At 39.6% G+C, this 21,847-nt stretch carries 24 protein-coding genes and 1 pseudogene; 13 read left to right on the top strand and 12 right to left on the bottom strand.

Annotated elements, in window-relative coordinates:
• Window positions 1–15 precede the first annotated feature (15 nt).
• A complete protein-coding gene (locus IPK31_20345) occupies window positions 16–864 on the top strand; it encodes an AraC family transcriptional regulator (protein ID MBK8090075.1) in 849 nt (282 codons plus the stop codon).
• A 124-nt stretch (window positions 865–988) separates the two neighbouring features.
• Here IPK31_20345 and IPK31_20340 read toward each other — a convergent pair whose 3' ends face one another.
• The gene (locus IPK31_20340) at window positions 989–1,708 is read right to left on the bottom strand and encodes a hypothetical protein (GenBank protein ID MBK8090074.1); all 720 of its coding nucleotides are present in this window, start codon (window positions 1,706–1,708) and stop codon (window positions 989–991) included.
• A 318-nt stretch (window positions 1,709–2,026) separates the two neighbouring features.
• Here IPK31_20340 and IPK31_20335 point away from each other — a divergent pair, with 318 nt between their 5' ends.
• Complete coding sequence (locus tag IPK31_20335) at window positions 2,027–3,652, top strand: acyl-CoA carboxylase subunit beta (protein MBK8090073.1); 1,626 nt, start codon at window positions 2,027–2,029, stop codon at window positions 3,650–3,652.
• 37 nt (window positions 3,653–3,689) lie between these two features.
• On the opposite strand, the gene IPK31_20330 is transcribed toward IPK31_20335, so the two are convergent.
• From IPK31_20330 to IPK31_20310, 5 genes are all read right to left on the bottom strand, one after another.
• Entirely contained in the window at window positions 3,690–4,214 is a 525-nt protein-coding gene (locus IPK31_20330; GenBank protein MBK8090072.1) for a 5'(3')-deoxyribonucleotidase, read from the bottom strand.
• Window positions 4,215–4,297: 83 nt separating this feature from the next.
• Complete coding sequence (locus IPK31_20325; protein ID MBK8090071.1) at window positions 4,298–4,915, bottom strand: class I SAM-dependent methyltransferase; 618 nt, start codon at window positions 4,913–4,915, stop codon at window positions 4,298–4,300.
• 131 nt (window positions 4,916–5,046) lie between these two features.
• Window positions 5,047–5,268, bottom strand: coding sequence for a hypothetical protein (locus IPK31_20320; GenBank protein MBK8090070.1), 222 nt, complete (start codon window positions 5,266–5,268; stop codon window positions 5,047–5,049).
• A 70-nt stretch (window positions 5,269–5,338) separates the two neighbouring features.
• A complete protein-coding gene (locus IPK31_20315; GenBank protein MBK8090069.1) occupies window positions 5,339–5,890 on the bottom strand; it encodes a hypothetical protein in 552 nt (183 codons plus the stop codon).
• Window positions 5,891–5,982: 92 nt separating this feature from the next.
• A complete protein-coding gene (locus IPK31_20310) occupies window positions 5,983–6,360 on the bottom strand; it encodes a DUF4345 domain-containing protein (GenBank protein ID MBK8090068.1) in 378 nt (125 codons plus the stop codon).
• 273 nt (window positions 6,361–6,633) lie between these two features.
• Here IPK31_20310 and IPK31_20305 point away from each other — a divergent pair, with 273 nt between their 5' ends.
• Window positions 6,634–7,506 carry a hypothetical protein gene (locus IPK31_20305; protein ID MBK8090067.1) on the top strand — a complete coding sequence of 291 codons (873 nt, stop codon included), beginning with the start codon at window positions 6,634–6,636 and terminating at the stop codon, window positions 7,504–7,506.
• 2 nt (window positions 7,507–7,508) lie between these two features.
• On the opposite strand, the gene IPK31_20300 is transcribed toward IPK31_20305, so the two are convergent.
• Both IPK31_20300 and IPK31_20295 read right to left on the bottom strand, forming a co-directional pair.
• The gene (locus IPK31_20300) at window positions 7,509–8,399 is read right to left on the bottom strand and encodes a 3-hydroxybutyryl-CoA dehydrogenase (GenBank protein MBK8090066.1); all 891 of its coding nucleotides are present in this window, start codon (window positions 8,397–8,399) and stop codon (window positions 7,509–7,511) included.
• A 287-nt stretch (window positions 8,400–8,686) separates the two neighbouring features.
• A complete protein-coding gene (locus IPK31_20295) occupies window positions 8,687–9,328 on the bottom strand; it encodes a carboxypeptidase-like regulatory domain-containing protein (GenBank protein ID MBK8090065.1) in 642 nt (213 codons plus the stop codon).
• 102 nt (window positions 9,329–9,430) lie between these two features.
• Here IPK31_20295 and IPK31_20290 point away from each other — a divergent pair, with 102 nt between their 5' ends.
• The 6 genes and pseudogenes from IPK31_20290 to pyrF all read left to right on the top strand — a co-directional run bounded on the left by IPK31_20290 (window position 9,431) and on the right by pyrF (window position 14,844).
• On the top strand, window positions 9,431–10,525 hold the full coding sequence (locus tag IPK31_20290) for an Mrp/NBP35 family ATP-binding protein (protein ID MBK8090064.1): 1,095 nt from the start codon (window positions 9,431–9,433) through the stop codon (window positions 10,523–10,525).
• 168 nt (window positions 10,526–10,693) lie between these two features.
• Window positions 10,694–10,942, top strand: a complete 249-nt coding sequence (locus IPK31_20285) for a GlsB/YeaQ/YmgE family stress response membrane protein (GenBank protein MBK8090063.1) — start codon at window positions 10,694–10,696, stop codon at window positions 10,940–10,942.
• Between the two features lie 113 nt (window positions 10,943–11,055).
• A complete protein-coding gene (locus IPK31_20280) occupies window positions 11,056–11,613 on the top strand; it encodes an FMN-binding negative transcriptional regulator (protein ID MBK8090062.1) in 558 nt (185 codons plus the stop codon).
• A gap of 130 nt (window positions 11,614–11,743) precedes the next feature.
• Window positions 11,744–12,599: pseudogene (locus IPK31_20275) on the top strand (glycerophosphodiester phosphodiesterase).
• Between the two features lie 12 nt (window positions 12,600–12,611).
• The gene (gene kynU, locus IPK31_20270; GenBank protein MBK8090061.1) at window positions 12,612–13,889 is read left to right on the top strand and encodes a kynureninase; all 1,278 of its coding nucleotides are present in this window, start codon (window positions 12,612–12,614) and stop codon (window positions 13,887–13,889) included.
• Between the two features lie 124 nt (window positions 13,890–14,013).
• Complete coding sequence (pyrF, locus tag IPK31_20265; GenBank protein MBK8090060.1) at window positions 14,014–14,844, top strand: orotidine-5'-phosphate decarboxylase; 831 nt, start codon at window positions 14,014–14,016, stop codon at window positions 14,842–14,844.
• A gap of 43 nt (window positions 14,845–14,887) precedes the next feature.
• Here the strand turns inward: pyrF and IPK31_20260 are convergent, their stop codons facing one another.
• Window positions 14,888–15,499 (bottom strand): SGNH/GDSL hydrolase family protein, encoded by a 612-nt coding sequence (locus tag IPK31_20260; protein ID MBK8090059.1) that lies wholly within the window; start codon window positions 15,497–15,499, stop codon window positions 14,888–14,890.
• Window positions 15,500–15,641: 142 nt separating this feature from the next.
• Entirely contained in the window at window positions 15,642–16,052 is a 411-nt protein-coding gene (locus tag IPK31_20255; GenBank protein MBK8090058.1) for a hypothetical protein, read from the bottom strand.
• Window positions 16,053–16,242: 190 nt separating this feature from the next.
• Here IPK31_20255 and IPK31_20250 point away from each other — a divergent pair, with 190 nt between their 5' ends.
• Together IPK31_20250 and IPK31_20245 are read left to right on the top strand one after the other, a co-directional pair.
• Entirely contained in the window at window positions 16,243–17,427 is a 1,185-nt protein-coding gene (locus IPK31_20250; protein ID MBK8090057.1) for an acyl-CoA dehydrogenase family protein, read from the top strand.
• A gap of 5 nt (window positions 17,428–17,432) precedes the next feature.
• Window positions 17,433–18,287 (top strand): ChaN family lipoprotein, encoded by an 855-nt coding sequence (locus IPK31_20245; protein MBK8090056.1) that lies wholly within the window; start codon window positions 17,433–17,435, stop codon window positions 18,285–18,287.
• A 208-nt stretch (window positions 18,288–18,495) separates the two neighbouring features.
• Here IPK31_20245 and hxpB read toward each other — a convergent pair whose 3' ends face one another.
• Window positions 18,496–19,146: a hexitol phosphatase HxpB gene (gene hxpB / locus IPK31_20240; GenBank protein MBK8090055.1), complete on the bottom strand. Its 651-nt coding sequence runs from the start codon at window positions 19,144–19,146 to the stop codon at window positions 18,496–18,498.
• A 123-nt stretch (window positions 19,147–19,269) separates the two neighbouring features.
• Here hxpB and IPK31_20235 point away from each other — a divergent pair, with 123 nt between their 5' ends.
• Window positions 19,270–20,040, top strand: a complete 771-nt coding sequence (locus tag IPK31_20235) for a 1-acyl-sn-glycerol-3-phosphate acyltransferase (GenBank protein ID MBK8090054.1) — start codon at window positions 19,270–19,272, stop codon at window positions 20,038–20,040.
• Between the two features lie 41 nt (window positions 20,041–20,081).
• Complete coding sequence (locus IPK31_20230) at window positions 20,082–21,182, top strand: carboxypeptidase-like regulatory domain-containing protein (protein MBK8090053.1); 1,101 nt, start codon at window positions 20,082–20,084, stop codon at window positions 21,180–21,182.
• Here IPK31_20230 and IPK31_20225 read toward each other — a convergent pair.
• A complete protein-coding gene (locus IPK31_20225; protein MBK8090052.1) occupies window positions 21,179–21,691 on the bottom strand; it encodes an acyl-CoA thioesterase in 513 nt (170 codons plus the stop codon). The two genes, IPK31_20230 and IPK31_20225, sit on opposite strands and share 4 nt — an antisense overlap.
• Window positions 21,692–21,847: the final 156 nt, after the last annotated feature.

Genomic DNA, 21,847 nt, shown 5'->3' with positions numbered 1-21,847 from the left:
TGCTCTTCTTATAGCATGCTGCTGAAAGATTTTATACCATCTCCGGCTGTAAGTGAATTTGTACAGTTGTACAGGATTGTGCATTTGGTGTTTGAAAAAAATCAGGCACTGCCTTTTAAGGCATATCCTCCGAGGCCGGAACACTGTCTGGCATTTTATCCGTATGATACAGAAAAAGTGGAGTATGCTGATAACGGTAAACAGATCCATTCACTTCCTGTTGTACTGTATGGCCAGCAACTCGGAGTAACCAACCGGTTTGTTGGCAGAGAATTTCTTGTGTTTCAGATTGTTTTTCATCCCGGCGCTTTATACCGCATTACAGGCATCCCTGCATTTGAACTGAATAATGAATACCTCGATGCAGAACTTGTTTTTTCATCTGAGCTTAAACTGATCAATGAACAGTTGTATCATGCGAAATCTTATGATACAATGATCAGTGTTGCAAATAATTTTGTGCAGCAGCTCATCCGCAAAGTAAAAAAGGAACATCAACCGGTTGATAAGGTAAGCCAGCTGTTGATTGCACAGAATGGAAACCTGCCTGTCAGTTATATGGCAAAACATTCTTTCTTATCAAACAAACAATTTGAACGGAAATTTAAAGAACGTACAGGTATCAATCCCAAGCTTTTTGCAAGGGTTGCCCGCTTTGATAAAGCGTTTCGCTTAAAAAACTTATATCCTCACTACGATTGGCTGCGCATTGCATTGGAATGTAATTATCACGACTACCAGCACCTTGTAAAAGACTATAAAGATTTTACGAATATGACGCCCACTGCTTTTCATGAAATTGAAAACAAAGCACCTGAACGGAATTTTGGTTTGGCAGAAGTTTTCTATGATACGGCTTTGTAATTATTTTATTAATGCAGCTGAATTCTATTTTCAAAGCGTTTCTGTTAAAACGAAACAGCAGGTCATAAAAATCCCTTCTCAGCATTTGCCGGGAAGGGATAAAATATGATCAACACTTTTTGATTTATTTCGAACCGAGGTCAGCCCTCAGGAAAAGCATTTCGCTCCAACGGCTTTCCACAGCTTTTGCATAGTCCACCAGGAAATAATTCCATGCAGCTTCGCCATGTGCAGCATTAAAGCGTTCGGCCATTGGTTTTCTGTAACCGGTACTTAATTCTTTTAAACCGTTCTTTAATCTTGTTACAGTGGTGATTTGCGGGGCACCTGAGCCTATGGGATTATATACGGCAACACTTTCATTGCCGGCTACCCATACTTTTTTCAGCTTGCGTACAAGTTCTGTTGCCTGCACGATCATGCCGGGTTTCACAAACATGTGGTTGATAATGATCTTGTCACTGTAATCAGTTAATGCTACATTGCTCAGCTCAGCATTAAATTCTACATACGAAGAACTGCCACGGTCAACTGTAAGCGGCGCTACATTCTTTGCCCAGTCGGCAGTGTGTTCTGCACCAAGATCGCCCCTTGTATCATACTGTTCCCAGCTGAGCGGACCTTCAATTACATGAAAGCCTCCGCCATCAGGTCCGGTTTCAATGGAATACACACGCCATTTCCATTCACCTGTGTGATACTTTTGTGCATGTGCAGCAAATGCTTTTTCAAATTCCAGTAATTTTTCAGGTTTGGGGAAAACTCTGAATGTGCTGATTACATTTTTTGTCTGGCTTATTCCAATTACAGGAATAAGCAAACAGAGAAGAAGAATTTTTCTCATGTCTGGTTGGTTTAAATGTGTAAAAAAATTGAGGGTAGAGTTGGGATAGGGGGCGAAGCAATAGTAAGGTAGAGAACTAAACAACTAATTCAAAGCAAAAAAAATATTTGTTTCAAAAAATGTTTCCAGTTGCTGAACGGATATAGATGAAATCAGCAATGTATATTTCGTCTGGCTTATTTATTAGAAAAAAATTGCACATTTATTTTTTATGGAGAAACACTTTCATTGCTGAACGGTATTTCCCATTTTTGCATGGTTACCAGAATTTGCTCTTAACTTGCAGGAACGGTTTGCTGAAAATTAAACAAACGCTTTATGGATATTCAATTCAATAAGAACGAAGATGTGATGAAACTTTCGCTGAATGAAGTGAGAAATAGGTTGAAAAAAATTTATGAAGGCGGCGGACAAAAATCAATCGACAAACAACGGGAACGTAATAAACTAACTGCCAGGGAGCGGATTGAATACCTGCGTGATGCTGATTCTGCCTTTACAGAAATTGGTGCATTTGCAGGTTATGATATGTATAAAGAGCAGGGTGGCTGCCCTGCCGGAGGAACAGTTGCAGGTGTGGGTTATGTAAGCGGAAGACAATGTGTAATTGTTGCCAATGATCAAACCGTAAAAGCAGGCGCATGGTTTCCCATTACAGGTAAAAAGAATTTGAGAATGCAGGAAATAGCCATGGAAAATCATTTGCCTGTAATTTATTTAGTTGACAGTGCCGGTGTATTTCTTCCCATGCAGGATGAAATTTTTCCGGATAAAGAACATTTTGGCCGCATCTTCCGCAACAATGCAAGAATGAGCGCTATGGGCATTACTCAAATTGCGGCAGTAATGGGAGCATGTGTAGCAGGCGGTGCTTACCTGCCCATCATGAGCGATGAAACATTAATGGTGGAAGGAAACGGTTCTATTTATTTAGCCGGTCCTTATTTAGTAAAAGCTGCTATTGGTGAAGAGGTGGATACAGAAACCTTGGGCGGCGCCGTTACACATACAGAAATATCAGGAATAGCAGATTATAAATTCAAAACAGAAGAAGAATGCCTGGATGAAATTAAAAAGCTGATGGGTAAGCTCGGCAAAAAAGGAGAAGCCGGGTATGACCGTATTGCTGCAATTGCACCGAAGAAAAATCCGCAGGATCTGTATGGATTATTTCCTGCTGATGGAAAGCCTTATGATATGCTGGAGATCATTGAACGCATCGTTGACGACAGTGATTTCGATCAGTTTAAACAGGATTATGGAAAAACGATTCTCTGCGGTTATGCAAGAATTGATGGATGGGCTGTTGGGATTGTTGCCAATCAACGCACCATCATCAAAAACAAAAAAGGTGAAATGCAATTGGGTGGTGTAATTTATAATGACAGTGCTGATAAAGCAGCAAGGTTTATTCTCAACTGCAATCAAAAGAAAATTCCATTGGTATTTTTGCAGGATGTAACAGGATTTATGGTGGGCAGCAGAAGTGAACACAGCGGCATTATTAAAGATGGCGCAAAAATGGTGAATGCAGTTGCTAACAGTGTGGTACCTAAAATCACAATTGTTATTGGCAACTCTTATGGTGCAGGTAATTATGCGATGTGCGGTAAAGCATATGATCCCCGTTTTATTTATGCATGGCCTACTGCAAAAATTGCCGTGATGGGAGGTGATCAGGCAGCCAAAACATTATTGCAGATACAGGTTGCTGCTATGAAATCAAAAGGCAAAGAAGTAAGTGCTGCGGAAGAAAAGAAATTGCTCGATGAGATCAAAGGAAAATATGATGAGCAAACCTCAGCTTACTATGCAGCAGCACGGTTATGGGTGGATGGAATTATTGATCCGCTTGAAACAAGAAAAGTGATCAGTGAAGGAATTAAAGCTGCCAATCAGAATCCGCATATGGATGAGTTGAAAGTAGGCGTGTTCCAGGTGTGATGGAGGAAGCAGGAGGTAAGAAGTAAGAAGACTCTGCTTACAATAGTATCTTCAGTATTTCTTCCCAGGATGAAACTCTTGTATGATGTTTATCATCCTGCCCATGATTATGCGGCTGTGTAAACAAATATGTTTTCCCTGTAAAATAATCCAGGTTTTTAAAATGATCATCAATCATGATATCAGCTTTGATGATTGTCTTTGATCCGCAGAAAACAAATTGATGCCAGGTAAGAAAAGGAAAATGTTCTTTCAGCCATTCCAGTTTTTCAGGTAAACTCAACGGAAACTCCATAGCAGCCGACACAATAAACAGATCGTATTTCTCATTCAGTTCCTTAATCGCTGCAACAGCTCCATCAATAACAGGAGCGCCACTGAAAAAACCTTTCGTCATTACATATTTGCGTTCATGTTGAAATACTTCGCTTTCCGGTCGGCCCAATATATTTTCCCATGGCTGACGGATACCAAATTCTTCTTCTTCCATTTTCAGAAACTGGCTGTACACATCTGCCAGTACTCCATCCATATCTACAATGAGCCGTTGTTTTGTTTGCATGCTTATTCTGCTGTTTCGCTAAAATTATCTGTTTGAATTCAATTGAACAAGCAAAGCTTTATAAATGGAAAAACGAATTGTAATCAAGATGTGTGTTTTTTAAAACTGCAGAAGAGAAAATTCTGTTTAGTGCGGAATGGAGTAATATGATCTTCTGTAATACAACGGATCTTATCGAATCCTGTTTCCAGTTGATCTGTCAGCTGATCTTCTGTGTATTGCTTTACCGGAAGCCCGCTGCACTTCTCAGGTCCTTTGTCTGAAAAAGTACCAATGGTAAGAAACCCTTTTACAGCTTCACTTGCGGTACAGATGTATTGATTGATCTGTTCGGGAGTAGTAAGAAAATGAAAGGTTGCACGGTCGTGCCAGAGATCATAGGTTTGCTGCGGATGGAATTCTGTAACATCACTTACAACCCAGTTTACTTTTTTTGCCTTTTCACCGAGGCGTTGTTTCACTTTGTCCAGAGCTTTTGCAGAAATGTCAAGAACAGTAATGTTTTCATAACCTTCATTCAGTAAATGATCAACCAGTTTACTGTCGCCGCCTCCAACATCAATAATGTTTGCATTTTTCGGTAACTGAAAACCATGAATAAACTCAAGCGAAGTTGCAGGGTTTTCCTGTGTCCAGCTTACCTCGTTGGATTGTTTTGTGGTATATATCTTTTCCCAATGCTGTTGCTTTTCTCTGTTCATGAGTTTAAAATTACTCTCATTGAAGCAGTTGCCCTGTGATATTAATCACGGCAAACTGTGATATAAATCAAACTGAGAGAATAAAACTGAAAAGCCAGCGTATCCTGAGGTTTCAACGTTGAAAAAAGCATTTACCGCCAATCCTGGTAACCCCATTCCTGGTCTTCCTTCAAGTCAGCACCGTTATGTTTCCCATGCCTGATGACGGTATAAGCCAACCAAACCAGTACTGCAGGAGAGAAGAAAAAAAGCGCAGCAGTTACATTGGGCAGAAAACCCATTTGCAGGAAGATGACATAAACCAGCAGGTAAACTGTTGTAAACACAGCGGCAAAAATTGGGTTCTTATACATGACTGACTGTTTAATTAAAAACAACCGGTACTAAGATTTTGTTGCAGCGTAAAGTTAAAGATTGTAAAAATCAGTTCAATGGTTTTCGTTGACGGATGAAACGGACTGCCAGTGCAATGATGGCGGTAAACAGTAAGAGAACAGTAACCATTGTTAATATCCATTTAGCAGTTGTGGCAGCAGATCCAAATGCTGCTGTTGAATGTTTGATGATTGGGTAACTTTTCAACATGGCTGTCACAATTCTGTTTTCAATAAAGTCTGCCAGCATAATTAATGCGGGAAGTATAATGAAAAAGGACCAGTTTGGATTACTCAGCTCAAGTTTATTGATAAAAAATACGAGCAGTAATATCAGTAATGCAGTATAAACAAAAGGATAAATTGAATCGATAACATTCAGACCATATGAATAAGAGTTCCTTCCTTCAGTTCCCATCTTAGTAAAAAGATCCATCACATCTTCTTTTGAATAGCCCATCCTTAAATCCAATGGCTGTAAATCTGTCCCCTCGTATTTCACAGCAGTTGAAGGAAACAGGTAAAGATTAAAAAACAAAACCAATCCGGATAAGAAAAGAATAATCCGTCCATTGGCCGCTTTGCTGAGCAGTTGTTTCATTGGTTGAAGATAAGCAGAACCGGACTTGCTGGATGCTGACCAAAAAGTGTTGATTTTGATAATGGAGTGGAGTTGCCGCATGAAGCAGTGTGTCAATTCTTTTTCAAATTCCACATTCCCCAGCATGCAAGAATCAGTTCCAGTGCTAATCCAATTAAAAATAAAGTTGAAGGAACTCCATCAACAATTAAGCTGAATATTCTTCCTGCTGCCAAACCGCTCATGAAAAGAACATTGGCAATTGTTGCGCTTCGCCGGTAAGCAGGTTTGTAAATACCGGTAACCCAGAAGGCAGTCATGGCTAAATATAAACCCATTGTTGCCCGGAATACCTGCTTTAAATCAGTTGAATCAACGGTAAAAGAAAACAACCTGGATAAAACTTCGTTCGGAAACAGACCATATCCCAATGCAATGATAGTGATAAGAATTGCAGATACAGTTAAGTGAAGGTTTTTAAGTTTATTCAAAACAGTTTAGGTTGAATTCTGTGTAAGGTTGTCAATTCTGTAAAATGAAAATACAATAAAACTGGCTATTAGGCCATTGTTGTTCGCTGACCAACAAGAGTTGCTGTTTGTTAATCATTGTCGTTGGTCAGCGACCAGACGACGGCTTGCTTCTTATAGTAATGATCAAAAAGGCGAAAGACATATAGGATAACAATTTGAGCCTAATTTCATTTAAGGTAGTGCAGACGAAAAAAAGAATATTAACTTTGAAAATAATGATAAGTCTAATCTATGAGTTGGTTCTATAATTTATTAATTGGATTATTTGGCGCTATAATTGGCTTACTAGCTTTTGCTGATGAGATTGCAAAAAAGATTAAGTATTTAGAGCCTGTAAAATCATTGTTGTTTAAAATTCCTTTTTTTCTGTTGGCTACTTTTTTTATTATCTGGGCATCCATTCAAAAAGATTCTGAAAATGAGGATAATGCAAAAAATGAAAAGCAAGCTCTGGAGAAAAGAATAATTGAATTGGATAGTAGCTATAAAGTTGAAAAGAAAAAAAGTGATAGTATAACACAAAAGAAGTTGCAAGATATTGTCGATAGTAGTTATGCTAAAAGTATAAAGGCATCAAATGAGGCTTTAGCAAAATATAATTTAATTTTAATTGATTCGCTGCAAAATGTAGCAAGCTCTATTAATTTACGAACTGCTCAATCGCAACTTGCCGTTGAGCCTGTTATAAATGGAGTTCCACCTATTTATTTAATTGAGGATGGAAAGACTGTTCGAATTAAAATGCAGTCAATTAATGGAACCTCTTATAATATTAAAATCAATTCATATTTTGTTAAAATATTGGCTAATGGAAAAGCTAAAATCCTTCATTATGAAGTTGTTCCATTTACAGATAATTTCCTAGCAGCGGATAGGACTCGTACAATTGGTTTTGATATTAACTCCCTTGTTCGCAATGAAGAGCTTGTCTTTATTGTGTTACTAGGGTCATTTACAAGAGATAATCAAGGTAATGAGAAAGTAAATTATGGTGAAGCTTATAAATTTGATTTCAAGAATAATAAATATATAGGACGGGGTGCAGAATTGAATCTGAAATACTTTGAGGAATATGTAAAAAAAAATGAGCTTGATAAGAATTAAATCTATTTCCTGAAACTCTTACTCGCCACCAACTCTTTATTTCCCGCCACATAGGTATAAAATCCTTCCCCATTCTTCACACCCAATTTTCCGGCAGTAACCATATTCACCAGTAACGGACAAGGCGCATACTTCGGGTTGCCAAAACCATCCTGCAATACTTTTAAAATAGACAGACAAACATCCAGTCCAATAAAATCAGCTAACTGCAAAGGACCCATTGGGTGGGCCATGCCGAGTTTCATTACCGTATCAATTTCTTCCACTCCTGCAACGCCTTCGTACAAACTGTAAATAGCTTCGTTGATCATCGGCATTAAAATGCGGTTGGCAATAAAGCCGGGATAATCATTCACCACGCAGGGCACTTTACCCAGCTGCGTACTCAGTTCAACAATTTTATCAGTTACTTCTTTCTTAGTTGCATAACCATTAATGATCTCTACCAATTTCATCACCGGCACAGGGTTCATGAAGTGCATGCCAATCACCATACCGGCACGTTTGGTAACGGAAGCAATCTTTGTAATGGAAATAGAAGATGTATTGGTAGCAAGAATACAGCCTGGAGGTGCGGCTTTATCAATCTCTTCAAAAATATCCAGCTTCAGCTCCACATTTTCTGTTGCAGCTTCTATAATCAGTTCGGCTTTACTTACTCCTTCAAGCAAGTCGGCGGTTACAGTAATATTTTTAAAGGCTGTTTGTTTCTGTTCTTCTGTAATGGTTCCTTTGGCTACCTGGCGATCCATGTTTTTGCTGATAGCGGCCATTGCTTTCTCTAATTGCGAAGGGTTAACATCAAATAATTTAACATTGAATCCTGATTGAGCAAATACATGTGCAATTCCATTTCCCATGGTACCTGCACCTATAACAGTAATCTGTTTCATAAAAAATTACATTTTAGTATATGCAATATATGAAAGGAAAAGATAGAATTCGGGAGACAGCAATCAGAGAAGTGAATAACCCAGATCATTTGTTTGCCAAATGATGGCTTGTAAGATATACATACAGGTTTTGGGTAGTAAGGAAAAAAGAAAATTGCCGCTAATGCGCAAAGTCACGAAGCGGAACAAATAACTCTCAAAACATGTGATGATTAAAAAGAAGGACAGCAGCTTATGTATTTCCCTTTGAGAACTTAGAGCCTTAGCATCTTTGTGGCAAAAGGCGCTTAATCTTTCCGTTTAAAATCGCCCCGTTTCCATGCCTGTATAAATTCGTTCCAGGCAATTGGGTTGAAGATATTCTGCGGACGGTACTGCCCGTTGTAAGATTGCTGCTGTGCATACTGGCGCTGCACATTTCTTGAATTTTCACCACCATCTCTCGGTAATGATTGCTGCAGAATCCTTGATTGTGCGGTTAAGGTATTTTGCCTGGCCACTTCAATTTTATCGGCCGGTACATCTGCATTCACAAAATCCCGTTCAAACTGTTCCCTTCTTGGCCGGGCCTTGATGATTGTTGCAGGTAAATAAACGGTATCCACCACCATCAGCTGAATAATGCTGAATGCATTGCCTTCCAGGTTAGTGGGTATGGTAACAACTTTGGGTTTAAAACCAACACTTGTAAATTCAATGATATCACCTTTCAGCACCACCAGGCTGAACACACCCTGTTCATTTGTATAAGTGCCACGGTTCTGGTTGCGGAGCTTTACTGTTACGGAAGGGAGCCCACGAAGGCTATCGGCTGTCATCACCACACCATACAACTGTACAATTGAATCTTTAAATGATTCAAACTGGGCCTTTGCAGCAAAGGGCGCAAGCAATGAAATGACAATACCGAGGAGTAGAAATTTCTTCATCTGCATCAAAAATAGTGGAAAACATGATTTCACTCATTAAATGAAAGGGTTCAATGGTTAATTTTGCACTCTTAAATCTCTCTTTTAACAAATAATACGAATATGACAAAGGAACAAGTGCTGCAGGCTTTGAGTAATGTACAGGAACCCGACCTCGGAAAAGACCTCGTTACGCTGAATATGATCAAAGACATTGTAATTGATGGTAATAAAGTGTCTTTCACAATTGTATTAACCACCCCTGCCTGTCCCATGAAGGATATGATGGGTCGTGCAGCAACCAACGCCATCGAATTACTGGTGAATAAGGATGCCGTGGTGATTGTGAATTTCACTTCCAATACAAGCAGTAACCGGAAAGATCCAAAATCGGTATTGCCGAATGTAAAGAACATCATTGCAGTAGTGAGCGGTAAAGGTGGAGTAGGGAAGAGCACAGTGAGTGCCAACCTTGCAATTGCTTTGGCACAGGGTGGAGCAAAAGTTGGCTTGATGGATGCTGATATTTACGGACCGTCTGTTCCAATGATGTTTGGTGTAAGAGGTGAGCGTCCGAAAATGCAGGATGTTGATGGAAAGGGAATGATTGTACCCATGGAAAAATTTGGTATTAAATTCATGAGTATTGGTTTACTGGTAAATGAAAAAGATGCCATCGTTTGGCGTGGGCCAATGGCCAGCAGTGCCATTAAACAATTTGTGACAGATGTATTGTGGGGAGATTTAGATTATTTAGTAATTGATATGCCTCCCGGCACAGGTGATATTCATTTAACGCTGGTTCAAACAGTTCCTGTAACAGGAGCGATAGTTGTTACCACTCCGCAGGATATTGCATTGGCTGATGCAAAGAAAGCAGTTGCAATGTTTGGACAGGCACAGATCAAAGTTCCCATCATTGGATTGGTGGAGAACATGGCTTATTTCACTCCGGCTGAATTACCCAATAATAAATATTACATTTTTGGTAAGGATGGTGGTAAACGTTTGGCTGATGAATTTGAATTGAATTTCCTCGGCCAGATTCCATTGGTGCAAAGCATCCGTGAAGGTGGCGACTACGGCACACCGGTAATGGCAGGCGATGAAGCTATTACCAAAAAAGCATTCCAGGATTTTGCTTCAGCTGCAGTAAGAAGTATTGCGATGCGTAATGCAGAAATGCCGGCAACAAAGACACTGGAAATACTGGCGTAAAAGAATTTTTGTGTTACCGGCTTTTGTGCAGTTGGCATCTTTGTTGTGTCACTCACTTCAACTTTCTGTTGTCAATGAACAAAAAGATTCATTGCAATTGACAGAATGAAGTTGTAAGTTTAGTAGCAATGATCAGTTTCATTGTATTATTCACACAAAAAAGAATGTATGCATATTATCGCAACACTTTTAATTGGAGCAATCGCCGGTTGGCTGGGCAGCCAGATCTTTAAAGGAGGTGGACTTGGTTTGATCGGCAATATTGTTGTCGGTATTCTTGGAAGTTTTGTTGGCTACTGGTTACTGGGCAAACTTGGAATCAGTTTCGGTACAGGCTGGATAGGAGCTATCCTTACAGGTGCACTCGGTGCTGTAGTTATACTGGCCATTGTTAACCTGTTTACAAGAAGCAAATAAGAAACAAAATGAATTTAATAAGGCGGGCTTTGTCCGCCTTATTTTTTTGTTACCTCTTTACCAAACAATCGTCTCAAGTTTCCGCTTTCAATCTCTTAGCTTAACTTAGATTCATGTACAGTCCATCATATTCCAGGGAGCCCGATCAGGCAGTTGTCATTGATTTTATGAAACAGCATCCATTTGCAATGCTGATTGGTGTTGATGCAGAAACCAAACCTGTTGCAACACAGGTACCCTTATTTATTGATGAACGTGAAGGAACAATATATCTCACAGGGCATGTTCAGCAAAAAACCGATCATTACCATGCGTATGAACAAAACAGCAATGTCCTTGCCGTATTTACCGGTGCCCATACTTATATCAGTGCAAGCTGGTATGATGATAAACAGATGGCTTCCACCTGGAATTATATGAGTGTGCATGCGAAAGGTGTATTGCGGTTTTTGAATGATGCTGAATTACTGGAAGTGCTGAAGCGGACAACTTCACATTTTGAAAATGATCCGCATTCTCCTTCACTGGTAGAAAAAATGACAGATGAATATGTAGCAAAAAACATGAAAGCTATTGCAGCATTTGAAGTAGAAGTAAAAAACTGGATGCGGTGTTTAAACTCAGCCAGAATCGTGAAGAAAAAGATTATGATCAGATTGCCCGTCGATTAAAAGAGCAGGGTGGTGAAGCAGCTGAAATAGCCAAGCTGATGGAAGAACGAAAATCAAAAGTATTTCCATCATGAAAACTCAGCTTACTTTTTTGCTGTTCATTTTTATTCTTGCCTGTTCAAATAAGCTTATGCAGAAGAATGATACGAAAACTCCTCCCTCAAATGATTGGGGGGCTTTTGATAAACAGGGCCATCGTGGCTGCCGTGGATTAATGCCGGAGAATACCATCCCAGCCATGATCACTGCTTTAGGGTTAGGTGTTACTACTTTAGAACTGGATGTGGTTGTTACAAAAGATAAGCAGCTGGTTGTTTCACATGAACCTTTTTTCAATCATGAAATTGCAACAAAACCAAATGGTAAACTGGTAACGGAAGCTGAAGAAAAAAATTTGAACATTTACCAGATGAGTTATGCAGAAGTGAAAAAGTTTGATGTGGGGATGCGTCCTCACCCACGTTTTCCGCAACAGAAAAAAAATAAGGGCATACAAACCATTACTGCGTGAGTTGTTTGATACTGTTGCTCATTATATGACCATGAGCCGCAGACCTCATCCATACTTTAATATTGAAACCAAGTGTTTACCCGTTGGCGATAATCTTTATCATCCCAAACCGGATGAGTTTATTGAATTGCTGATGGCAGTAATCAAAGAAAAAGAACTGGATGACTATGTCATCATTCAGTCTTTTGATTTCAGAACACTGCAATACCTGCATCAGCATTATCCGAAAATTAAAACTGCAATGCTGATTGAAGATTTTGATAAACGTGGAATTGAAAAACAAATCGAAGCATTGGGTTTTGTTCCAACCGTTTACAGTCCGGCTTATTCATTGATAAATGAAACCTTGATCAACTATTGCCATGAACGAAAGATTAAAATCATTCCATGGACGGTGAATACCAAAGAAGAAATCGAACGGTTAAAAAAAATGGGCGTTGATGGAATTATCAGCGATTATCCAAACTTGTTTTAATAGTTTCGCCACATGCAGTTTCAATCAACACTTGCTTTTGCTCAACAGCTGGATCAGGATGATCCTTTACAATCATTTCGTCAGCAGTTTATTATTCCAACAGAAAACGGAAAAGAGAAAGTATACTTCCTCGGCAATTCATTAGGACTTCAACCCAAACGGACAAAGGATTCGATTCAAGCCATCATGAATGACTGGGCTGCCCATGGAGTGGAAGCATTCTTCGGTGCTGATGAACCATGGATGGATTATCATGATCAACTTACAAAACCTCTCAGCAAAATTGTTGGTTGTCTGCCACATGAGCTATCGGTGATGAATAATTTATCGGTGAACCTGCATTTAATGCTGGTGAGTTTTTATCGTCCACAGGGAAAGCGATATAAAATTTTATGTGAAGTCAAAGCATTCCCCAGCGATCAGTACATGATGGAGACACATGTAAAACATCACGGCTTTGATCCAGCTGATGCAATCATTGAAATAAAACCAAGAACAGGGGAGCATACCATCCGCAATGAAGATTTGTTGCAGATCATTGTGCAGCACAGGGAAGAGTTAGCATTGGTATTGTTTGGCGGAATTAATTATTACAGCGGACAGGTGTTTGATATGCAAACCATCACGCAGCTGGCACAACAGGCTGGTGCAAAAGTTGGATTTGATCTGGCACATGCTGCCGGTAATATTGAATTGAAATTACACGACTGGCATGTTGATTTTGCCTGCTGGTGCAGTTATAAATATCTCAACTCTGGTCCGGGTGCAGTGGCTGCTGTATATGTGCATGAACGTTATCACAAAGATGAAACCATGAATCGTTTTGCAGGCTGGTGGGGTTATGAAAAAGCAACAAGATTTAAAATGGAGAAAGGCTTCAAGCCCATGCAATCGGCTGAAGGCTGGCAGTTGGGTACACCTGCGATGCTGCTCTATGCAAGTCACCGTGCAGCATTGGAAGTTGTGGAAGAAGCCGGTTGGGAAAAGATCAATGCAAAACGAAAATTACTTACTGCTTATTTATGGTATATCCTTGATGAAGTCAATGCTTCTCAAAAGCAACCCATCATTGAATTTATTACTCCACGAAAAGAAACTGAACATGGCTGCCAGGTAAGTATGAATATGCTGCAGCGTGGTAAGGAAATTTATACTGAACTGATGAAGCAGGGGTTTTATGTTGACTGGCGTGAACCTTCTGTGATTCGTTTAGCGCCCGTTCCACTGTACAATACATTTGAAGAAGTGTGGAAGTTTGGAGAAGCGTTGAAGAAGATACTTAGTCGGTAAGTCAGAAAAGCCCGGAAGTCCGAAAGATTTGAGATTGATTAATCGTCCGGCTCATTCTTTCGGACTTGCCGTCTATTGACTTTCGGACTTTTCTGTCTTTTCCGACTTTACTTATCTTCGCCGCATGACAAGGCAGCAACTCGTTGAACAAATCTTTCAGAAGCAATCCTATCTCTGTGTTGTGTTAGATACCGACCTCACAAAAATCCCCAAACACCTGCAATCGCATCCCGATGCAATATTTGAATTCAACAAGGCCATCATTGATGCCACGCTTCCGCATTGTGTAAGTTATAAGATCAATACTGCTTTTTATGAAGCAATGGGTTTGAAAGGATGGGAGGCAATGGAACGCACGGTAAATTATATTCCATCAACACATTTTAAAATTGCTGATGCCAAACGTGGTGATATTGGCAACACTTCTACACAATATGCCAGGGCATTTTTTGAAACCATGAATTTTGATGCCATCACTGTTGCACCTTATATGGGTGAAGACAGTGTGCGTCCATTCTTAGAATATGAAGGCAAGTGGGCCATTGTGTTGGGCTTAACTTCCAATAAAGGAGCCAATGATTTTGAAATGAAACAGCTGCAAAGTGAAAATGGTGAGCAGCATCTGCGTGCTGAATATCTGTATGAAAAAGTATTGCGTACAGTTTCTAAATGGGGAACTCCTGATAATTTAATGTTTGTTGTTGGTGCCACACAGGCAGAAGAATTTGTAAACATCCGTGAAATGATTCCTGATCATTTCTTACTGGTTCCCGGTGTGGGTGCACAGGGCGGAAGTTTGAAAGATATTTCTGAAAAAGCTTCTAATAAAGATTGCGGGCTGTTGGTAAATGCAAGCCGTGCTGTGATCTATGCAAGTGGTAAAGAAGATTTTGCTGATGAAGCAAAGATTATTGCAGAGCAGTACCAGTTTGAGATGAAGGGGTATTTAAAATAATTTTATTCTTAACCGCCGTCAGGGTTTGCAACCGCTGACGGGGTTACTTCAACTCTTTCATCATGACTTCTTTCACTTTCTCCGCCCATCTCCCATAATCTTTTACTGATGGATGCAATCCATCTTTTGTAACCAATGTTTTATCATTTGCAGCTTCCTTTGTAAAGGCGGTGATGTTGATGTAATGAACTTTGTATTGGTTTGATATTTTTTCATTGATGGCGTTGAAAGCATCAATCTCTCTGGCAATCTTTGCCCTGTCTCTTCCCTCAGCAAACGGTGTAACACCCCAGTCGGGAATACTTAATACAATCACATGATTTGGTTTTTCTCCTGCAAAGCCAATTGCCTGTTGAAGCATTTGTGTAAACTGCACAGCATATTCATCAGCACTTCTTCCACGGTATTGATTATTTACACCAATGAGCAGTGTTATAAAATCGAATGGCACCTGCAGTCTTGTGCGGTTCAGCATTTCCTGCAGTTCATCTGTTGTCCACCCTGTTTTGGCAATGATGGCAGGATCTTCTATGGAAATCTTTTCTTTCCGTAACAGTGCAACAGTTTGATTGGGAAAGTTCTTATTCAATGCCACACTTTCACCAATTGTGTAAGAATCACCTAAAGCTAAATACCTGTATGATTTGGTTTGCATAAAAGCTGTGTTGGTAAATAACAAACTAAAGTAGAAGAATATTAGTGATTTCATTTTTTGTCTTTCAAGATGCTTAATAGGTATGCCATACCTATTGATGTATAATTATATTTATCAGTGTAAAAAGGTATGGCATAACTGTTTACAACTTTTTTTCAGGAATACCCGGTTTAAAATTTCCCGTTGGTGCTGTCCACCATGGCCTGATATCATAAGCTAATCTTCCTGATGAAACTGCCGGATCAGTTTTCAGCAGTTGTTCAACTTCTTCTTTTGTTTTACAATCGAAAATAAAAATACCCAGCCAGTTACCATTATCACCAAAAGGTCCGGCTACTTTTAATTTTCCTTCGTAATACAGTTTGTTGATGTTGGCCATATGTCCTTCCTGAATTTTGGCTGCAGTTGCAGAATCCTGTGTACGGTTATTTCCTTTCAGCAGCATCACAAACCAGTACTGCCGTATCTGGTCTTCCATCTTTTCTGTTTTTTGCTGGGCAAAGGAAATGTTCATGAATAATAATGCCGCAGCAAGAATGGTCAATTGTTTCATACAGAAGTTTTTGCAATCAGAAAAGTACAACTTTTTCCCTGTCGTGGCTGCTCCATTCGTACATTTGAAACCTCACCCTCTTTCCCTCTCCAAAAGGAGAGGGAGGTCGGACTATTAATATTCATGATCTTTTGTGCTGACAATTCATCAGCTCAATATATTTGCACAGTATTTAAAAATTGCTTCCGATATGTCAGTAAAACAAGACCTTTTCCAAAGCCCCGATTATTTCCAGGTAGATGAGTTATTAACAGAAGAACATATCATGATTCGTGATACTGTTCGTGCTTATGTAAAAAAAGAAATTTCTCCCATCATCGAAGAGTATGCACAGAAAGCAGAGTTTCCTGTACAGATTGTAAAGCAGATGGGCGAGCTTGGATGCTTTGGGCCAACAGTACCGGAGCAATACGGCGGTGGCGGTTTAGATTATATCAGTTACGGTTTAATGATGCAGGAACTTGAACGTGGCGATAGTGGTGTACGTTCAACCGCAAGTGTACAGGGATCGTTGGTAATGTTTCCCATTTATGCTTATGGCAATGAAGAGCAGCGTATGCGTTTCTTACCTAAACTTGCAAGCGGTGAATGGCTGGGCTGTTTTGGTTTAACTGAACCCAATCATGGCAGTGATCCCAGCAGTATGCTTACGAATATAAAAGATGCCGGTGATCATGTGATTCTGAATGGTGCAAAAATGTGGATCAGCAATGCACCGTATTCGCATGTTGCAGTTGTTTGGGCAAAGGATGAAGCCGGCATTGTAAGAGGTTTGATTGTTGAACGGGGAATGGAAGGTTTTTCTACACCAACAACTCATGGAAAATGGAGCTTACGGGCAAGTGCAACCGGTGAGCTGGTGTTTGATAATGTAAAAGTTCCCAAAGAAAATATTTTGCCGAATGTACAGGGATTGAAAGGTCCACTTGGATGTTTAACCAAAGCCCGTTACGGTATTGCATGGGGCGTTATTGGCGCAGCCATGGATTGTTATGATGCAGCTTTGCGTTACAGTAAAGAGCGTATTCAATTCGATAAGCCAATTGGTGCATTTCAGTTACAGCAAAAAAAGCTGGCTGAAATGATTACTGAAATTACCAAAGCTCAGTTATTAAACTGGCGATTGGGTGTATTAATGAGTGAAGGAAGAGCAACACCGCAGCAGGTGAGTATGGCAAAGCGCAACAGTTGTGAAATTGCAACGAATATCTGTCGTGACGCAAGACAGATGCTTGGCGGTATGGGCATCACGGGAGAGTATCCTGTAATGCGGCATATGATGAACCTGGAAAGTGTGATCACTTATGAAGGAACTCATGATATTCATTTATTAATTACCGGAATGGATGTAACAGGATTTAATGCGTTTAAATAATATACATGAAACAACTACTGCTGATATCAGTTTTTTTCTGCTCAATATTTCAATTAGCTGCACAGAAAAAACAGGCTTACCAGATCTTTGATGCAAAGGGAAAGAAAGTTTCTTATGAAAAGATGCTGAAGAAACTGAAGGAAAAAGATATTGTGCTGTTTGGTGAATTTCATAACAACCCGATCATTCACTGGCTGCAGCTGGAGTTAACACAGGACCTGGGTAAAACAAGAAACCTTATTTTAGGTGCTGAAATGTTTGAAGCTGATAATCAAACAGCACTCAGTCAGTTTGTAGCTGGCGAAATTGATGATAAACAATTAGCAAAAGATGCAAGGTTATGGAAGAATTATCCTACTGACTATGCGCCATTGGTGAAGTATGCAAAAACGAACAAACTTGTTTTTGTTGCAACAAATATTCCACGCATTTATGCATCAAGGGTTGCAAAGGGTGGCTTTGAAGTGCTGGATACATTACCTGAGAATCAGAAAATGTGGATTGCTCCATTACCAGTTTCTTATGATGCAGAATTGCCCGGGTACAAAGCAATGCTGAAAATGATGGGTGAACATGTAACACCAAATCTTCCGAAAGCACAGGCAATCAAAGATGCTACAATGAGTCATTTTATTTTAAAGAATTACAAAGAGGGTTCATTGTTTATTCATTACAACGGTTCTTATCATTCTGATAATTATGAAGGCATACTCTGGTATTTGAAAAAAGCGAAACCGGAATTGAAATATGGAACCATCGGGGCAGTTTCTCAAAAATCTGTGAATAAACTGGAAGCAGAATATAAAGGCAAAGCTGATTTTATTATTTGTGTGGATGAGGATATGACGACTACTTATTAAACAGGAAATAACTTTTATAATTTCTCTAAGTGTTCCCTGGTGAAATGCTGCAGACCGGGTTTGCCGGGGGTTTTTGGGGGGTTGGGGGGGGGGGGGCGGGCCGGGTTTGGCGGGGGGGGGGCGGGGGGGGGGGGGGTGGGGCCCTCCCCCCCCTGCCTGGGTTTTTTTTTTTTTTTTTTTATGGTGTTTAGGGGGGGGGTTTTTTTTTTTAGGGAGGTGTAACCTTTTTTTTTTTAAATCGTTTAGGTAAGATAAGATCAGCTGCATTCCATTTCAGATGAGCATGATCAGCTGCTGACGGAACAACTACGCATTTCATACGTGCAGCTTTGGCAGCAATCATTCCATTGAATGAATCTTCAAAAACAATACATTCTGTTGGTAATCTTCCCAGCTCATTGGCACAATTCAGAAAAACTTCCGGATGCGGTTTGCCAAATGCTAAGTGCTGTGCTGAAGTAAAAATCTGAAACTGTAAACGAATGTTCAGCTTGTCAACTACTACATCAATCAGTTCCATTGGTGATGAGCTTGCAAGTGCAATCTGAAAATTATTTTCCCGGAAAAAATGGAGGATATGATCAACTCCATCCATTGGTTCGGCCTTCGCAGCAATTTTATCAATGGCTTTTTGAATAATTGTATTGGTTGCTTCTGTTACATGCTGCATAGAAATATCAAAAAAACGAAACCAATGTGTGATCCATTCTTCTGTTCTTAACCCTGTTGAAGAACTGTACTGTTCCTGAGTTAGTACTTTTCCAAATTCTGCAAGTGTTTCACTGCCTGCTTCTTCCCAATAAGGCTCACTGTCAATGAGTAACCCGTCCATATCAAAAATAACTGCCTTGTAACGCATTGGTCAAATATAAGCCTGAAAAAGGCATGAAAAAGAGCGAAAGACAACCTAAAATTATTATTTGTGTATATTATCAAATTGTTATCTTGCAGCACCTGAATCAGACGTCAATCAACTTTAACCATGTCCACTTTCTTAGAAAGAATTAAGAATTTGAATTTATCACGTCGTATCATTTACGGGGTTGTTGGTATGATCACTTACCCCGGTGTTGCACTTATTAATAAGCTGCAGGTAAACGGTGCTGAAAAATTAAAGGACCTTCCCAAAAGGAATGTGTTATTTGTAAGTAACCACCAGACCTATTTTGCCGACGTAATGGTATTCCTTCATATTTTCTTTGCCGCTAAGTGGGGGAAATACAAAGGTCTTGGAATTCCTTATTATTTGCTGAACCCCGTTACAAAAATATATTATGTTGCTGCTGCGGAAACCATGAAAGATACATGGCTTACCCGTTTGTTTGCAAAAGCAGGAGCAATTACTGTAAAACGTACCTGGCGTGCCGAAGGCAAAGAAGTACAGCGTGGATTGGATCCGGGCGATACAAGAAAAATTGCAAGAGCACTGGATGACAGCTGGGTAATTACTTTCCCGCAGGGAACAACCAAGCCATTTGCACCGGGCCGTAAAGGAACTGCTTACATCATCAAACAGAATCAACCAATTGTTGTGCCTATCGTCATCAATGGTTTCTGGCGTGCATTTAATAAGAAAGGATTAAAGTTTAAGAAACGTGGAAGTTTACTTTCTGTAACAATTAAAGATCCAATGGAGATTGATTATAATGCTCCTGTTGAAACTATTCTCGACCAGGTGATGGATGCTATTGAACAGAGCAAAAAGTATATGCTGAAGGGTAAGCATCATTTGATGACGATTGTTGATAAGTAAGTAAAGTGATTCGATTTTTACTATTCATATTTTTTATATCTGTGCAACAGCTTGCTGTTGCACAGTCGTTTTATATCAGGGGCAAAGTGCTCGATGGTGAAACTCTTGCGCCGCTCAAAAATGCCAGTGTATATATTAACAATTCTACGAAAGGAGCAATTACAGATGATAACGGAGAATTTCAGCTTGGCCCATTACAGGCCGGCCATTATGAACTTGTAGCTTCCTATGTTGGATTTGAAGCATTGCTTTATTCGGTAGATATAACAGCCGGAGGATTTAAAATCACTTTTCAGCTCTCTAAAAAAGAAAAGCAGATGAGAGAGCTTCTCATTCTTCCCAATGAAACAAGAGTCCGTTACCTCAAAATATTTAAGGATAATTTACTGGGGTTTACCAATGCAGCACAAAGCTGTAAAATAAAAAATCTCAGTGAGGTGCAGTTTGCAGCAGGCAGTAATAAAAATGAAGTGATTGCTTATGCTGATACCTCACTCATAATAGAAAATCCTGAGCTGGGATATATTATTCATTTTACCATTATTGATTTTTATTATAACCGCAGTACAGGACTTTCTTATTTCTCCGGCTATACACGTTATGAAGATATGAATAAGGAAGGGGAACAAAAACGCAGATGGAAACGCCGGAGAAACGATACATATGAAGGCAGCACGCAGCATTTTTTTCACAGCCTTGTAAAAAGGAAACTGAACGATGAAGGATTTACTGTTCAACAGGTGATAGAAAAGAAAATCGCAGTAAAAGACAGCCTTCCAAAAAATAATTCTATTGTAATCAGGAGTGGTCCATCAAAAATAAATATTGCCAGAACAGTTACAGAAGACAGTTTGCTTTGTCTTTATTCTGATTCAGGATATAAAATTTATGAATTAAATGCTGCCGACTGGTTGCGTGTAATCTATAAAAAAAATACAACGCTGAAACAAGATATGCAGAAGAAGCAGTTATTAACCGGGCAACCACGTTCAGGAACCTTTTCTGGCTTGAGGTTAAATGTCAGGCCAATTCTGCTTGATTATAAAGGAAGGCTTTTAACTCCCCTTGCAGCTTACTATGATGGTATCTGGGCATTTGAACGCCTGGCGAATATGTTACCTGAAGATTTTGAGCCTGATTAATCTTTTACAAAAAAAGCTTTCAGTTCAACTGCATCATCAGGATTCATTTTTCCACCAAGAATTAAACGCAACTGCCTGCGGCGTAAAGCACCTTCGAACAATTTAATTTCATCTTCTGTTTCAGGAATCAGCTCGGGTACCTTTCTTACTTTGCGTTCTTCATCAAGTGCCACGAATGTATAATAGGCTTCATTGCTTTTGTACCTGTTCTGGTGATTGAAGTCTTCGCTCCATACTTGCATATGCACTTCCATAGACGTATTGAACGCTCTTGATACTTTTGCTTCTATATGAACAATGTTTCCCAGTTTGATCGGGCTTTCAAAGGAAATATTATCTACACTGGCAGTTACAACAGGGGAATTACAATGCTTGCTGGCTGCAAGCGCTGATGCAATATCCATCCAGTACATCAGTCGACCTCCCATTAAATTTCCAAATGTATTTGTATCGTTGGGCAGAACCAACTCCGTCATGATTATCTGTGATTCTTTTGCTGTTTTGCTCATGGCCTCATCCTCGGTCCTTCTCCAAAGGAGAAGGAAGCCAAACTTTTTTTATTTTGTTAAGCTTTGTTACTCATTCTTCAAATGTTGAATACAATTTCTACAATACAAGTGTGCGACGCAACAACAGCTTAATAGAAATCGGTAAGCTGGTAACAC

This window comes from Chitinophagaceae bacterium, assembly GCA_016713085.1.
GTDB lineage: Bacteria > Bacteroidota > Bacteroidia > Chitinophagales > Chitinophagaceae > Lacibacter.
This window is presented reverse-complemented; position numbering and strand designations above follow the sequence as displayed.

Bases quoted from the DNA above. Each gene is read 5' to 3' on its own strand.
- IPK31_20345 (MBK8090075.1), top strand. From the start codon at position 16: ATGCTGCTGAAAGATTTTATACCATCTCCGGCTGTAAGTGAATTTGTA.
- IPK31_20340 (MBK8090074.1), bottom strand. From the start codon at position 1,708: ATGAGAAAAATTCTTCTTCTCTGTTTGCTTATTCCTGTAATTGGAATA.
- IPK31_20335 (MBK8090073.1), top strand. From the start codon at position 2,027: ATGGATATTCAATTCAATAAGAACGAAGATGTGATGAAACTTTCGCTG.
- IPK31_20330 (MBK8090072.1), bottom strand. From the start codon at position 4,214: ATGCAAACAAAACAACGGCTCATTGTAGATATGGATGGAGTACTGGCA.
- IPK31_20325 (MBK8090071.1), bottom strand. From the start codon at position 4,915: ATGAACAGAGAAAAGCAACAGCATTGGGAAAAGATATATACCACAAAA.
- IPK31_20320 (MBK8090070.1), bottom strand. From the start codon at position 5,268: ATGTATAAGAACCCAATTTTTGCCGCTGTGTTTACAACAGTTTACCTG.
- IPK31_20315 (MBK8090069.1), bottom strand. From the start codon at position 5,890: ATGAAACAACTGCTCAGCAAAGCGGCCAATGGACGGATTATTCTTTTC.
- IPK31_20305 (MBK8090067.1), top strand. From the start codon at position 6,634: ATGAGTTGGTTCTATAATTTATTAATTGGATTATTTGGCGCTATAATT.
- IPK31_20300 (MBK8090066.1), bottom strand. From the start codon at position 8,399: ATGAAACAGATTACTGTTATAGGTGCAGGTACCATGGGAAATGGAATT.
- IPK31_20295 (MBK8090065.1), bottom strand. From the start codon at position 9,328: ATGAAGAAATTTCTACTCCTCGGTATTGTCATTTCATTGCTTGCGCCC.
- IPK31_20290 (MBK8090064.1), top strand. From the start codon at position 9,431: ATGACAAAGGAACAAGTGCTGCAGGCTTTGAGTAATGTACAGGAACCC.
- IPK31_20285 (MBK8090063.1), top strand. From the start codon at position 10,694: ATGCATATTATCGCAACACTTTTAATTGGAGCAATCGCCGGTTGGCTG.
- IPK31_20280 (MBK8090062.1), top strand. From the start codon at position 11,056: ATGTACAGTCCATCATATTCCAGGGAGCCCGATCAGGCAGTTGTCATT.
- kynU (MBK8090061.1), top strand. From the start codon at position 12,612: ATGCAGTTTCAATCAACACTTGCTTTTGCTCAACAGCTGGATCAGGAT.
- pyrF (MBK8090060.1), top strand. From the start codon at position 14,014: ATGACAAGGCAGCAACTCGTTGAACAAATCTTTCAGAAGCAATCCTAT.
- IPK31_20260 (MBK8090059.1), bottom strand. From the start codon at position 15,499: ATGCAAACCAAATCATACAGGTATTTAGCTTTAGGTGATTCTTACACA.
- IPK31_20255 (MBK8090058.1), bottom strand. From the start codon at position 16,052: ATGAAACAATTGACCATTCTTGCTGCGGCATTATTATTCATGAACATT.
- IPK31_20250 (MBK8090057.1), top strand. From the start codon at position 16,243: ATGTCAGTAAAACAAGACCTTTTCCAAAGCCCCGATTATTTCCAGGTA.
- IPK31_20245 (MBK8090056.1), top strand. From the start codon at position 17,433: ATGAAACAACTACTGCTGATATCAGTTTTTTTCTGCTCAATATTTCAA.
- hxpB (MBK8090055.1), bottom strand. From the start codon at position 19,146: ATGCGTTACAAGGCAGTTATTTTTGATATGGACGGGTTACTCATTGAC.
- IPK31_20235 (MBK8090054.1), top strand. From the start codon at position 19,270: ATGTCCACTTTCTTAGAAAGAATTAAGAATTTGAATTTATCACGTCGT.
- IPK31_20225 (MBK8090052.1), bottom strand. From the start codon at position 21,691: ATGAGCAAAACAGCAAAAGAATCACAGATAATCATGACGGAGTTGGTT.